The organism is Saccharomonospora sp. CUA-673 (assembly GCF_001942305.1).
Classification (GTDB): Bacteria; Actinomycetota; Actinomycetes; order Mycobacteriales; family Pseudonocardiaceae; genus Prauserella.
Genome location: NZ_MKKE01000062.1, coordinates 1 through 13,144, shown reverse-complemented (window position 1 = coordinate 13,144; position 13,144 = coordinate 1). Strand labels below are relative to the sequence as shown.

8 protein-coding genes and 2 pseudogenes are annotated in these 13,144 nt (G+C 71.2%); 5 read left to right on the top strand and 5 right to left on the bottom strand.

Features of this window, described 5'->3' with window-relative positions; genetic code table 11:
* Nucleotides 1-138 precede the first annotated feature (138 nt).
* Complete coding sequence (locus tag BJF85_RS22180) at nt 139-429, top strand: hypothetical protein (protein WP_075849964.1); 291 nt, start codon at nt 139-141, stop codon at nt 427-429.
* A 178-nt stretch (nt 430-607) separates the two neighbouring features.
* Nucleotides 608-1,117 (top strand): GPR1/FUN34/YaaH family transporter, encoded by a 510-nt coding sequence (locus BJF85_RS22175; RefSeq protein WP_255375847.1) that lies wholly within the window; start codon nt 608-610, stop codon nt 1,115-1,117.
* Nucleotides 1,118-1,218: 101 nt separating this feature from the next.
* Here BJF85_RS22175 and BJF85_RS22170 read toward each other — a convergent pair whose 3' ends face one another.
* A complete protein-coding gene (locus tag BJF85_RS22170; protein ID WP_075849965.1) occupies nt 1,219-2,220 on the bottom strand; it encodes a YafY family protein in 1,002 nt (333 codons plus the stop codon).
* Between the two features lie 69 nt (nt 2,221-2,289).
* On the opposite strand from BJF85_RS22170, the gene BJF85_RS22165 reads away from it, so the two are divergent.
* Together BJF85_RS22165 and BJF85_RS30640 are read left to right on the top strand one after the other, a co-directional pair.
* Entirely contained in the window at nt 2,290-3,285 is a 996-nt protein-coding gene (locus BJF85_RS22165) for an FAD-binding oxidoreductase (RefSeq protein WP_255375846.1), read from the top strand.
* A gap of 5 nt (nt 3,286-3,290) precedes the next feature.
* A complete protein-coding gene (locus tag BJF85_RS30640) occupies nt 3,291-3,626 on the top strand; it encodes a hypothetical protein (RefSeq protein WP_255375845.1) in 336 nt (111 codons plus the stop codon).
* 121 nt (nt 3,627-3,747) lie between these two features.
* Here the strand turns inward: BJF85_RS30640 and BJF85_RS22160 are convergent, their stop codons facing one another.
* Nucleotides 3,748-4,392: a dTMP kinase gene (locus BJF85_RS22160; protein ID WP_075849963.1), complete on the bottom strand. Its 645-nt coding sequence runs from the start codon at nt 4,390-4,392 to the stop codon at nt 3,748-3,750.
* A gap of 222 nt (nt 4,393-4,614) precedes the next feature.
* On the opposite strand from BJF85_RS22160, the pseudogene BJF85_RS22155 reads away from it, so the two are divergent.
* Nucleotides 4,615-6,920 (top strand): annotated as a pseudogene (locus BJF85_RS22155) (hypothetical protein).
* A 12-nt stretch (nt 6,921-6,932) separates the two neighbouring features.
* Here BJF85_RS22155 and BJF85_RS22150 read toward each other — a convergent pair.
* The 3 genes and pseudogenes from BJF85_RS22150 to BJF85_RS22140 all read right to left on the bottom strand — a co-directional run bounded on the left by BJF85_RS22150 (nt 6,933) and on the right by BJF85_RS22140 (nt 12,929).
* Nucleotides 6,933-9,988, bottom strand: a pseudogene (locus BJF85_RS22150) (glycoside hydrolase family 2 TIM barrel-domain containing protein).
* A 468-nt stretch (nt 9,989-10,456) separates the two neighbouring features.
* Nucleotides 10,457-11,203, bottom strand: coding sequence for a hypothetical protein (locus tag BJF85_RS22145; protein WP_139320790.1), 747 nt, complete (start codon nt 11,201-11,203; stop codon nt 10,457-10,459).
* A gap of 208 nt (nt 11,204-11,411) precedes the next feature.
* Nucleotides 11,412-12,929, bottom strand: coding sequence for an amino acid permease (locus tag BJF85_RS22140; RefSeq protein WP_075849961.1), 1,518 nt, complete (start codon nt 12,927-12,929; stop codon nt 11,412-11,414).
* Between the last annotated feature and the right edge of the window lie 215 nt (nt 12,930-13,144).

The window sequence follows — 13,144 nt, the reverse complement described above, 5'->3', positions numbered from 1 at the left end:
TCGGCGCGGTCCGCAAGGCCGGCGCCACCGTCGCCGTGGCCGGCAGCGCCATCTACAGCGCCGCCGACCCCGCCGAAGCCGCCAGCCAACTCCGCAAACTCGCCAACGCCTGACGCCCGCCACGACAAGGGAGTCGGCATGAACGGCACGGAGTCACGGTCCCGGCGGGCGCGACCCGGCGTCAGCGACACGTACTGCGCGTTGCTGCTGCAGGCCGCACAGGTGTTGCGCATGCGCTACGTGGAGACGCAACGCAACACCGGTCTGTCCGCTGTGGAGGCCGAGGAACTCGCGTACCTCTTCGAGCGTGTCGTGGACAACCACCCGGACGGCGATCAGATCGACCCGGCCGAGGCGATCGCGCTCGCACATCGCGTGCTCGACGACGACCACCCGGAACGCTCGCCGCTCTGGCCGAAGGTCGAGTAGCGGGCGGCAAGTGCCGCACGCGGCCGCACGGACGCATCCGAGGACCATTCACAGCTCAAAGAGGAGTAACGATGGCCAATGACGTTGCCACCGAGGCACCGGCGCGCGCCGTGCCCGACAGCGACCCGGCCTGATAGGTCTACCCACGTTCATCGTCGGCGCGCTCGCCCTCGCCCTGGTGCAGACGGGCTACGTGCCGGCCGACGCGGTCGGCGCCTCGATGGCGATCATCGTGCCCGCCACCGCCGTCGGTCAGCTCATCGCCGCACTCTGGGCGGTGGCACTGGGCCAGGGCGCCGTCGCCGCGGTGTTCGGCATCTTCAGCGGGTTCTGGTTCAGCTACGCGGCGCTCGTGCTCGGCCTGACCCACGGCTGGTTCGGCATCACCGACGAGGCGGCGATCTCCACCCAGGGCCTGTTCCTGATCGCCTGGGTCATCACGATCGGCGTGCTGACACTGGGCACGCTGCGGCTGCCCGCCGCGTTCACACTGCTGTTCGGACTGATCACCGTCGCGCTCGCGCTCGTGCTGTACGGCACGGTGGGTGAGAGCCCCGGCGCCATCACGACGGCGGGCTACGTGGCGTTCACGTTCGCCGGACTCGGGATCTACATGTTCATCGGCGTACTGTCCACCGCCACCGGCGGCAAGCCCGTCCCGTTGGGCCCCCCGGTGCTCAGCAGCTGACCCCGCCCCGAGGGCACCCGACCGAGGTGCCTCCGGCTGCACCCACCCGAAGGTGCACCGGAGGCACCTCGTTGTGCGTGGGGCCGTTGGGTGCATGCGGATCACGTGCTGCCGCCGAGCAGATGGCCGAGCGCTCGGAGCCGCTCGGCGACCTCGCCATCCGCCTCGATCCGCACGCCCGTGTCCCCGCCCACGCCTGCGCCCACCGCTGCGACGAGCGCGACGTACTGCACCACGATGTCCACCGACTCCGCGGACACCCGTGCGTGGCACCGCTCGGCCCCGTCCGCGACGAGCTCGCCGGGAACGTGCGCCGGCAACCGCCTGCGCACGTCGTCCACCGGTAGCTCGATGTGCACCGTCGCGGTGTGCCGATACCTCGCCCCGGCGAACGAGGCACGGAGGTACGCCGACGGTTCGTCGGGCAGCGTGCGCGGGGTGAACCGCCTGCCGGTCCCGGCCGGTGCCGACATGCGGTCGACGCGGAACGTCCGCCAGTCATCGCGGCCGAGGTCGTGCGCGAGCAGGTACCAACGGCCCTCCGCGGTGACCAGGTGATGCGGTTCGACACGGCGGTCGGTCACGCCATCCCGGCCCGCGTAGCCGAACGTCACGACCTCGGCGTCCCGGCACGCCACCGCGAGGACCGCGAGACGTTCCGGGTCGACGTGTTCGGCACCGAGGTCGTCGGCGGGCACGCGCCGCGACACGGCCGCCTCGACCGCGCCGAACGCGGCGAGCCGTGGCCGCAGGCGCGTGGGCAGCACCTGACCGAGTTTGGCGAGTGCCCGGGTCGCGCTGTCGGCCAGACCGGCAACGGGCAGCCGTCCGGCCGCGGTGGCCAACGCGACGCCGACCGCCACGGACTCCTCGTCGTCGAGCAACAACGGTGGCAACCTGCTGCCCGGACCGAGCCGATAGCCGCCGCCCGTACCTCCGGTGCTGCGGACCGGATAGTCCAGTGCGCGCAGCCGATCGACATCGCGGCGCAGCGTGCGCGTGGTGACGCCGAGCCTCTCAGCCAGTTCGGGCCCCGGCCACTCCCGCCGGTCCTGCAACAGCGACAACAGACGCAGCAACCGGCCCGGCATCTCCTGTCTCACCGACACGTGGGACAGCCTGCCACGGCTCGAGGACAGGGTGTGTCCTCGACTGTTCCTACGGTCGCCACCATGAACATCGACACCCAGGGCCCGGTGCACCAGCCGGGTAGCGACGAGTACGAGCACGCCTGCGCCGGTTACCAGCGGGCGGCCACGCATCGACCGGACGTCGTCGTCACGGCCCACGACGCCACAGACGTCCGGACCGCGATCGCGAACAGCACGCAGGTGGCGACGCAGATCGGCGGGCACGGACTCGCCGCACCACTGACGGGCGGCACGCTGGTCGACCTGGGCGGACTGCGGACCGTCGACGTCGACCCGGCCCGTCGCACCGCACGAGTCGAGGGCGGGGCGAGCTGGCAGGACGTCCTCGACGTCGCTGCGCCGCACGGACTGGCGCCCCTGTCCGGCAGCGCCCCGTACGTCGGCGCGGTGCCCTACACCCTCGGCGGCGGTTTCGGACTGCTGAGCAGGCGATACGGCTACGCCGCCGACCACGTCCGGGCGTTCGAGCTCGTCACGGGCGACGGCCGGTTCCGCAGGGCCGAACCCGGTGCGGCCGACGACGTGGACCGCGAACTGTTCTGGGCGTTGCGCGGCGGTGGCGCGGGTGGCGGCGTCGTGACGGCGATGGAGATCGACCTCGTCGAGGTCGCCGTGGTCTACGGCGGGTGTCTGTATGTCGACCTGGAGGCGGCCCCCGACGCGCTCGACCGGTGGCGACGGTGGACGTCGACCGTGGCCGACGACGTGACGTCCGGCGTGACGATGCTGGTCTTCCCCGACGTCCCGGGAGTGCCGGACGAGCTGCGGGGGCGACATGTGGCGCAGGTGCAGATCTGCGTCGCCGACCCCGACGGTGAGCGCCACGTCGCACCCCTGCGAGAGGCGCTGCCTGCGGTCCGCGACACGCTGGGCACGTGGCCGTTCGTCCGGTCCGGGGAGATGTTCGAGGAACCGGATCATCCGCATGCCTACCGCTCGCGGGCCGTGTCGCTCCGGGGCATCGATCCGGACGCGTTGGCAACGCTCCCGGACACGTCCGGTGCCTCGCGCCGGTGATGTGCGTGGCAGGGCTGCGACATCTCGGCGGCGCGTTCGCCCGGCCGCCGCGACACCCGAGCGCGGTGGAACACCGCGAGGCCGAGTACGTCGCGTCGGTGTTGTCCCCGGTGCGGCCCACATCGGACGCGACCGATGCCGAGGCCCGGGCGGTGCACGACAAGGTCCTCGCACCGTTCGCACCGGACGTCCTCGGTGCCTGCCTGCCGTTCAGCTTCGGCCCGTCGACGCCGGCGGAGGTGCGCTCCGCATTCACCCCGGCCACCGCCGGCCGCCTGTGCCGCCTACGCCACCGGGTCGACCCCCACAGCGTCATCCGCCCGAACCACGTCCTGACGTGATCCGCCGACGGATGCTCCCGAGGGCCCCATAGTTGCGGTCAACGCACCCATGGGGCCGTCGGGTGCATGCAACGCCGCCATGGGGCCGTCGGGTGCATGTTGCTCGCCCACCCGTAGGGCGCTACTCGGACAGGAGGTCGGCGGCGAGGGTGGGGACGTCGACGTGGTCGGCGCCGTCGACGACGTGCCACGGGGAGAGCCAACTCGCCGCGGCGAGTTGGTCGTAGACGGCCGAGCAGCGGGCCTGCAGTCCGTCGTCGCTCTCGAACGCGTCCCTGGCGCGCGTGGCGTCGGCCTCGGCCCGGCCGCGGGCGCGCGCCGCAGCCACGTCCGGCGTGACCCGCAACAGCAGGTGCGCATCCGGCACGGGCAGGCCGAACCGGTCGATCTCGAGCTCCCGCACCCACCGTACGACGTCGCTGTCGACGCCCACGCGCAGCCGCGCCGCCTGGTAGGCGGCGTTCGACGCGACGTACCGGTCGAGCAGCACCACGTCGTGGTCTGCCAGCAGCGTGCGGATCTCGTCGGCCGCGCCGCGCCTGTCGAGGGCGTACAGCATCCCCATGCCGTACACCGAGTCGCCGAGGTCGCCGTGTCCGCCGTGCAACGCCTCGCGCACGAGATCGGCGTGCACGCTCACGCCGTACCGCGGGAACGCCATCGTCGCGACGCTCGCGCCGACGTCCCTCAGCGCCGACGTCAACGCGTCGGTCAGTGTCCGCTTGCCCGCACCGTCGAGTCCCTCGACGACCACCAATCGCCCCACGCCGGGAAGCCTAGACAGCACCCGCCGGCCGCCTCGGAAGCCGTCCGGTTCACGCCACCCGTCGGCGCGGAGAAGCTCCCGCGACGTCCGGTCGGGCACCACCCATGTGGGGTAACCGCCGGAGCACGCTGGAGAGGGAACGTGGTGCGGGCCCGCTTGCGTCGTACGGTGGACCCTTCGGCCACCCGTACGACCACGAACCCCAGCTAGGAGGCGTGCCACGTGCCTCTCCCCGGCCCCGACACCCGGGTCGTCGAGCTTCGCGTCCCGGGACTCGTCGGCACGAGCGGCGAGTCGCTGCTCGATTCCGTCGACACCGTCGAGGTGGACGGTGACGGCACGGGCCGGATCGTCCGCCCGTCCGACCGGCTGCGCAGGCCCGCGCCCGGTCCGGTGTTGCAGGCGCTCGGCCGGTCGATGCCGCGCACCCTCGAGGGGTACCTGTGGAGCCGGATGACGTCGGGCGGCGCGGCGAAGGCCACGTGGGCGCTGCTGTTCCCGTTCTCCCTGGCCAACGTCTCGCACTGGATGCTGCCGCCCGTTCCGGACCGGCGCGTCTCGGCGGCGCTGAGCATGGTGTGCCGGGCGTTGCTGCGGATCGCGGCGATCCTGTTGACGATCCTGCTGGTCGCGCAGCTGGCCGTGGTGTCGCTCGACCTGTTCGCCGCGCAGTGCCTCGCGGCCGGTTCGGGCTGTCTGACGTCGGCGCCGTCGTGGCTGCGGGACGTGCCGGGGCTGCGCGTCACGGCCGGTCTACTCCCGTTGCTGGCGGTGGCCGGTGTGCTGTTCGGCGTGGCCAGGGCCAGCTGGCGCGTCGACGACCCCGGACCGCCCAGGACACAGGGCCTCGGCGGCGGCCTGTCCGACACCGCCGACACCGCGGCCGCGCGCTGCGTGCACGTCAGCGCCGCGCTCGTGACCCCGGCCCTGCTGTTGCTCGGCGGGCCGCTGCAGATGCCCGGCGACCCGGTGCGAGCCACGTTGTGGGTGGCCACGCTCGCGGTGCTCGGCGTCTCGGTCCTCGCGGTGACCACGCGGGCGAAGCGATTCGTGCCCGCTCCGCTCCGCCCGGTGCTGATGGCGCTCGCCGCCGCGATCACGATCACCACGGCCGTCGTGTCCGCTCCCCTGCCGGAGGCGCTGCCGGGCACCAACCCGACCATCGAACTCGTCGGCGGCGGCCTGCTGGCCGTGTGCCTGCTGTTCGCGCTCGTCCTCGTGCCCACCGCGCTGCTGACCCGCGGCGACTGGGCACACCTGCCGCACCGACTGCGCCCGTGGCTCGGCGGCTGGGCGGCCGCGCCGGTGCTGACGCTGGCGTGCCTGCTCGGCGGGGGGTTCGGCGCCGGACTGGCCGTCGCGCTCCGCGAGCTGGTGGGCGGCGACGCGCTGTTGCTGCCCCAGGGCTACGAGCTGATCACCATGCTGTGGGGCGGCGGACTCGTCGTCGCGGTGGTGCTCGCCGTCGTCGCGATCGTCGGGTCGGCGCTGCGCAGGGTGCGCCGCGGCGTGCTCGCCGTCGTCCGCCTCCTGCAGGGCGACGACGCGCGCACCGGCGACACCACGACGGCATCCTCGGCGTGGGCGCGGGCCGCCTGGGAACGCAAGTACCTGCACCGCCTCGTCCTCACGTTCGCGTGCCTGATGTCCGCGGGCGCGCTCGCGCTGGTGGCCGCGCGACTGACCACCGGACCGGCGCCCGAGTGGTTGGCGCCGCTGTCGGCACTCGGCGTCCTGACCCTCGGCGCGCTCGCCGCGGGCCTGTTGCGCGCGGTCTACACGGCCGCCACCGGCAATCAGCGCAGCCGGCACCTCGGCGCGTTCACCGACCTGGCGAGCTTCTGGCCGCGGGCGGCGCACCCCGTGGTGCCGCCTTCGTACGCACTGAAGGTCGTGCCCGAACTGGCCGACCGCGTGCGCAGCCACCTCTCCGAACCGAACACCCGAGTGGTGCTCGCCGGCTACCACGTGGGCGGACTGCTCACGGTGTTGGCGGCGGCACGCCTGGCCGAGGAACTGTCCGACGAGGAGCTCGAACGGGTCGCGTCGTCACCGCCGGTGCCCCGCTGCAGTGGGGATACCAGCGCGCGTTCCCCGCGATGTTCCCGACCGGCGGACTGGCCTGGCTGTGCGGCCGGCTCGACGGCCGGTGGCGCGGGCTGTGCCGCGGCACGGACTCCTTCGGCGGCGGCGCGACGACGTGGCGCCACCAGGTCGCCGGCGAACAGCTCCTCGCGTCGGCTATCAGAAGGACGGCAACATCGGCGCTGTCGAACCGGCCGTACAAGGCCCGACCGGCGTGCTCGTGCTGGGCGGTGACCACTGGCTGCCCGATCCGATGCGCGCGCGTGAACGGGCGCCGCTGGGCCGCCGGCGTGCGCAGGCACTCGGACTACGTCGGCGACCCGGAATGGGATCGGGCCGTCGTCATGGCCGCCGGCCTCGAGGACGCCGACCTCTCCGCCGGGCTCGCCGAACAGGTCTCCCTGTTCGGCGACATCCTCGGCAAACCCCGCTGTACCAACTGACCGGCCTGCCGCCTAGGGCCTGGCGGCCGGTTTCCGCGACAGTGCCATCGCCTCGTCCACATCGGACAGCGGCCTGAGGAGGTAGGTGTAGCTGCAGTCCCGGTCCGCGAACAGCATGTACTCGTCGAGCGGCCGCTGGCCCCACGAATCGTTCCCGCCGACCCCCATCTGCCGGTGGTTCAGCCGCAGCACGACCTCCTCCCGCGGCTTGAGCTCGTGGTCGTGCCGGACCTCGCCGGAAAGGTCCTCCGGCGTGTAATGCGATGCGTTGATCTCCAACAGCGGCTCGCCGACGGCCAGCAGTCCCGCGCCGTCGCGCCGGTGAGCGCCAGCCAGCGGACGTCGGTCTTGTTGCCGTTCTCCTGCGGCCGAATGTACGGCGTCCACTGCTCGTCCACAGTGGAGTCGTACACCCCGACCTCGGAGGCCGACTTGCGGTCCCAGTGGTTCTCCTCGGGACCACGGCCGAAGAAGCGCATCCGCGACAACTCCGCGGGCACCCGGAGGATCGTGCCGACCTCCGGGATGTACGGCAGCGACGACGACCCGGGCCGCAACGTGTTGTCCACGATGATCTCGCCGTTACCGAGGATCGTGAACACCGTGCGGTAGGTCGATTCGGCCGAGGTCGGCAGCGTCCCGTCGACGGTGACGACGACGGCCTTCTCGCCGACGTCGACGGACACCCGCGTCACGGTCCGCTCCGCACCGGCACGGCGCCAGGTTCCGTTGCGGTCGGGTTGATCGTTTCCGATGTCGTTGTCGGTGGAACCGCGCCAGAAGTTCGGCGCCGGACCGGACTCGACCAGCGTCCTGCCGTGCGCGACGTACGAGCCGAGGGTCCCGGTGGACTTGTCGACCTCCACGGCGAAGTCCCGGCCGCTGACCCGCACCGCGTCGCCGTCCTCGTCGGCGGACAACGCCGGGATCTCGTCCAGCGGAACCGGTTCTACGTCGGGGCTGCCGACGTCGACGGGGAACTGGTGCTTGGCGACCTCGTACCCCTCCTCGGCCCAGAGGGTGTCGCCGGGGAGGGTGAGCGACAGGCGCAGGAAGTACTCCGACCCCGGGTCCGGATCGGACGGTGCCGAGAACGGCACCGTGATCGTCGCGCTCGCCCGCGGTGCGATGTCGAGCTGATCCCGTGTTAGCTGTCCACGTTGGACTACCTCGCCGTCGGCAAGCAGCTCCCAGCGCCCGTCGTAGGTGTTGGCGTTGCTGAACAGGTGCTCGTTGGTGACGGTCACCCTGCCCGCACTCGCGTCGTCGGCCGTGAACAGGATGTCCTGGTAGACGTGTTTGACCTCGACGGCCTTGCCGCCGCGGCCGCGGTCGGCCGTGACGACACCGTTGGCGCAGAAGTTGCCGTCGTTCGGGTCGTCGCCCCAGTCGCCGCCGTAGGCGAGGTAGCTTCCGGAACCGCCGGGAATCGGCCAGCGCAACGACTGGTCCGCGAAGTCCCAGATGTAGCCACCCTGCAACACGTCGTGGGCGCGCACGATGTCCCAGTACTCGCGGAAGTTCCCGGTGGAGTTGCCCATCGAGTGGGCGTACTCGATCATCACGTACGGCCGCCGGTCGGCCGCGGATGCCCGGTCCTCCACGGTGGACGGGCTTTCGTACATCGCCGAGCGGATGTCGCTGACACCCGGACTGTCGTCACCCTCGTAGTGGATCGGCCGCACCTCGTCGTAGGACCGGATCCAGTCGTGCATCGCGCGGAAGTTGCCGCCGCTGCCGGCTTCGTTGCCCAGCGACCAGATGACGACGCTCGCGTGGTTCTTGTCGCGGTGCACGACGTTCCTCGCCCGCGCGAGCACCGCGTCCGTCCACTCCGGATGCGATCCCGGGTAGTCGTCCCGAATGCCGTGCGTCTCGAGGTTCGCCTCGTCCATGACGTACAGGCCGTAGCGGTCGGTGAGTTCGTAGAACAACGGGTCGTTCGGGTAGTGCGAGGTGCGCACGGCGTTGACGTTCAGCTGTTTCATGACGCGGATGTCGGCGATCATGTCGTCACGGGTCAGGGCCGAACCACGGTCGGGATGCAGTTCGTGGCGGTTGACCCCCTTGATCGTGATCGGCTGTCCGTTGATCCGCATGAGGCCGTCGGTCAGTGCGAACTCGCGGAACCCGACGCGCGTCGACAGCATCTCCAGCACGTTGCCGCCGGGACCGCGCAGGGTCAGCACGGCGGTGTAGAGCTCCGGGTGCTCGGCGGACCAGAGTTTCGGCGCCGCAACGGGTTTGCTGCCCCGCACGACCACTTCGCCGTCGTCGCCGCCGGAGAGATCGGCAGGCTGCCGCAACGGTTCGTCCCACACGGGCCGACCCGCGTCGTCGTAGAGCTGGGTCTCGACGGTGACCGTGCGGTTGTCCCCACCGGCGTAGTCGCGGACGTGCGCGGTGACGGCAAGGTCGGCATTGGTGTAACCGTCGCGCAGCGGGGTGTCGATGCGGAAGTCGCGCACGTGCACGGTCGGCGTCGAGAACAGGTACACCGAGCGGAAGATGCCGGACAGGCGGATCATGTCCTGGTCCTCCATCCAGTCGCCATCGGAGAAGCGGTAGACCTCGACGGCGATCTGGTTGGTGCCGGGCTTGACGTGGTCGGTCACGTCGAACTCGGCGGAGGTGTAGGAGTCCTCGCGGTAGCCGACGAGTGTTCCGTTGATCCACACGTAGAACGCCGACTTGACGCCCTCGAAGTGCAGGAACGTCCGGCGCCGCAACCAGTTCGCGGGCATGCGGAACGTGCGCCGGTATTGGCCGACGGGGTTGAACCGCGTCGGCGCGTACGGCGGCTGCGCGTTCTCACCCTGACCGTTGGCGCCCCACCACGGATAGTCGATGTTGGTGTAGATCGGGAAGTCGTAGCCGTGGAGCTGCCAGTTGGAGGGCACCGGGACGAGATCCCAGCCGCGGTCGTTGAGGTCGGTCCGATGGAACTCGGGGTCGCGTTCGGACGGTTTGTCGGCGTGCCGGAACCGCCACTGCCCGTCCAGCGACAGCCGGTAGGGCGAGTCGGTGCGGTCGGCGGCGAGTGCCTCTTCGAGGTCCGCGTACGGCATGAGCGTCGCGTGCGGCGGTTCGGCGTTGACCTCGAACAGCTCGAGGTTGTTGTTCCACTCCGGATAGTCGTTGCGGGCCGGCTGCGCGGCGGCGGCCGGCGCGCACGGCAGCAGCGAGGTGGCGGTGAGACCCGGGACGGCCAGGCCGCCGAGCACGGCCGCGCTGGTTCCCCAGAAGCTTGTTCCCAGGAAGCCGCGGCGGCTGACCCCGCGGCCCGAGCCGGACGGTTCCGGCTGATCGTCGTTGACAGTCTTGTCCGGTCGAGGCAGGGACATCGGCGAACCACTCCGTTCTTCGATCATCCACACCTTGCTCACGAATCACGCAAGAGTCAACAGAGTCGCACATTCACACTAATCAGAGCTGTGCGATGCTGATCGATATGCGTGCAGAGTGACAGTGCGCATCACCCGAACGGCCGCCCTTGGGGCGGGAAGAAGGTCCGACCGGCCGCGAGACCGGCGCCGTCAGTTGCGGCGCATGCGGACGGCCAGCCAGGTCGTGGCCGCGGCGGCCACGAGGCCACCACCGCCCAGCACCGCCAGTGCGCCGCCGAGACTGCCGCTCCCCTCGACGTCCCCACCGGCCGGCGTCGCGACGCCGAGGTCCTGGGTCGTGTCGTCGTCGGATGCGTGTGGCTGACCGCTTCCGCCCGGCTGCGCCGCGGATGTTCCGGGACCACCGTCGACTCCCGCACCGCCGGGGCCGTGAGCGCCGGGACCGCCGTTCGGTCCCGTACCCGAGGTCGAACCCGGTTCACCGGAACCGCCGGCGTCGCCGGAGCGCTCGCCGTCGTCACGTCCGTCACGACCCTCCCCGGATCGCGACGAGCCCGGGACCTCGGCGTGGGCCTCGCCGTTGGCCGACCGCTCGTAGTCGTGCGCACCCGTGCGACCCTCGTCCTCGGACTCGAGTCGGTGCGTCTCGGGCGGCTCGCCCGGGTTGGTCGGCGGCGGCTCGTCGACGCACTGCACGCGATGTCCCGGCTGATGCCCGCCGGCCTGCGGGTCGATGCCCATGTCCCCGTGGAGCCCGCGCTGCCCCGGACTGCCGAACAGCCCACCCCGAGGCGGACGCGACTCCTCGCAGGTAGGCGGGCCGCCCGGCTCGGCGCCCGGCGCCGTCTCCGCGTCGGAGGCCGGTTCGCCGGGCAGGATCTCGGCCTCGTTGTGCCCGGTCCCGACGTCGGTGTCCGCGGCCGCGACGCCGGACACCCCGAACACCAGGCACCGGCGACCACGGCCGCGGCGAACGAACGTGTCACGCGCATACAGAACTCCGAAAAACGCCCACCAGAGAGTCCGGCCCCGCCCGCACGGCCGCGACAGCCGTCGGGGCGACCACACCGGACCCTACCCACGCACCGGTGGCGCTGGGAGCATCTTTCGTACTTTCCCGGGCTTTCGCCGCACGGGCCCGCGCTCAGTCCCCCGCGCGGGTGGCCTCGGCCTTCTCCTCACGGCCCAGCACCGAGTTGCGCTTGCTGTAGACGAAGTAGATCAGGACGCCCAGCGCCATCCATGCGAGGAAACGGACCCACGTCAACACGGTGAGGTTCAGCATCAGCCACACGCACACGACGATCGCGACGATCGGCAGCACCGGCACCCACGGGACGCGGAACCCGCGCGGCAGGTCGGGGCGCTTGCGACGCAGCACGATCACACCCGCCGACACCAGCACGAACGCGAACAGCGTGCCGACGTTGACCATCTCCTCGAGCTGGCTCGCGTCGAAGAACGTCGCCGCCACCGCGACGACCACGCCGACCAGCACGTTCACCCGAACCGGCGTCCCGCGCTTGCCGGTCTTGGCCAGCCCGCGCGGCAACAGCCCGTCGCGGGACATCGCGAACAGCACGCGCTGCTGACCGAGCAGCAGCACCATGACGACGGTGATCAGGCCGACCACCGCGCCGATCGACACCAGCTGCGCGGCCCAGTCGACGCCGTTGTGCGCGAACGCCGTGGCGAGCGTCTTGCGGCCCTCGGGTTCGGTGTCCGTGGCCAGCTGCTGGTACGGCACCATGCCCGCGATGACCAGCGACGTCGCCACGTACAGCACCGTGACGATCGCGAGCGAGCCGAGGATGCCGCGCGGAACGTCGCGCTGCGGGTTGCGTGTCTCCTCGGCGGTGGTGGCGACGATGTCGAACCCGATGAACGCGAAGAACACCAGCGACGCACCGGCGAGCAGGCCGAACGCGCCGTACGCGCTGCCCTCGCCGCCGGCCAGCACCGAGAACAACGACTGTTCGAGGCCGGCCCCGGTCTCGCCCCCACCCTCGGCGGGCGGCGGCACGAACGGCGTGTAGTTCTCCGGCGCGATGTAGGCGATGCCCATCGCGATCACGAACAGGATGATCAGCACCTTGATGGTCGTGACCACGATGCTGAACCGCGACGACAGCTTCGTGCCGAGCGTGAGCAGCACCGCCAGCGTGACCACCAGCAGCAGCGAACCCCAGTCGAAACTGACGCTGCCGAACTCCAGGGTCGTCGCGACGTCGGTACCGAAGATCGACACCAGGAATTCCTGCAGGTAGACCGACCAGCCCTTGGCTACGGCGGCCGCGGCGACCGAGAACTCGAGCACGAGGTCCCAGCCGATGATCCACGCGAGGAACTCGCCGAACGTCGCGTAGGAGAACGTGTACGCACTGCCGGCGACGGGCACGGTCGAGGCGAACTCGGCGTAACACAGGGCCGCCAGACCGCACGCGATGCCGGCCAGCACGAACGCCACCGCGACCGAGGGCCCGGCCAGGTCGCCTGCCGTGCGCGCGGTCAGGGTGAAGATGCCGGCGCCCACCATGACGGTGACGCCGAAGACCGTCAGATCCCAGGAGCTGAGGTTGCGGCGGAGCCGGGTCCCCGGCTCGTCGGTATCCGCGATCGAACGCTCGACCGACTTCGTCCGCCACATTCCACTACCGGCCACGGTGCCACCGCCTCACTTCCGCCGATCACGCCACGTGTGCCCACCCACCTCACGACAACTGCTCCCGAGGCTTGTTGCATTGAACGCAACCAAAGGGCCCTCCGGGGACGCACCTACGTTGGTCCGGGTGGGTGATCCCGGGGTGATTCTAGGCACGGGCGACCTGCGGGCCACTCGGGAGGGTGACCCGAAAGGGTTACGGAGAGATAAAGAGA

Coding starts and splice junctions, on each gene's coding strand:
- BJF85_RS22180 (WP_075849964.1), top strand. CDS start 139: ATGAACGGCACGGAGTCACGGTCCCGGCGGGCGCGACCCGGCGTCAGC.
- BJF85_RS22165 (WP_255375846.1), top strand. CDS start 2,290: ATGAACATCGACACCCAGGGCCCGGTGCACCAGCCGGGTAGCGACGAG.